General features: G+C 60.2%; 1 protein-coding gene. It reads left to right on the forward strand.

The features are described from left to right. Nucleotides 1–236 (forward strand): LysR substrate-binding domain-containing protein (locus AC0IW9_RS31985; RefSeq protein ID WP_471652302.1); only part of this gene is annotated, 236 nt, incomplete at both ends.

Consider the following 236-nt stretch of genomic DNA (forward strand, 5'->3'; position numbering starts at 1 on the left):
GCCTGATCACCAGCGACCGCAGCATGACGAGCCTTCGCAGCGACATCGATATCGCCATCACCTTTGGCGATGGCCGCTTCAAGCACACCGAAGCCAGCCGCCTGTTCAGCGAAGAAGTGTTTCCCATTTGCAGCCCGCGCTTGCTGGAAGGCCGTACCCTGCCGTTGGCCAAAGAGCAATTGGCGAGCTTGCCCTTGCTGCACTTGAGGCCGGACATGAGCAGCCGCTGGTTTGAT

This window comes from Belnapia sp. AC561, from assembly GCF_979252845.1.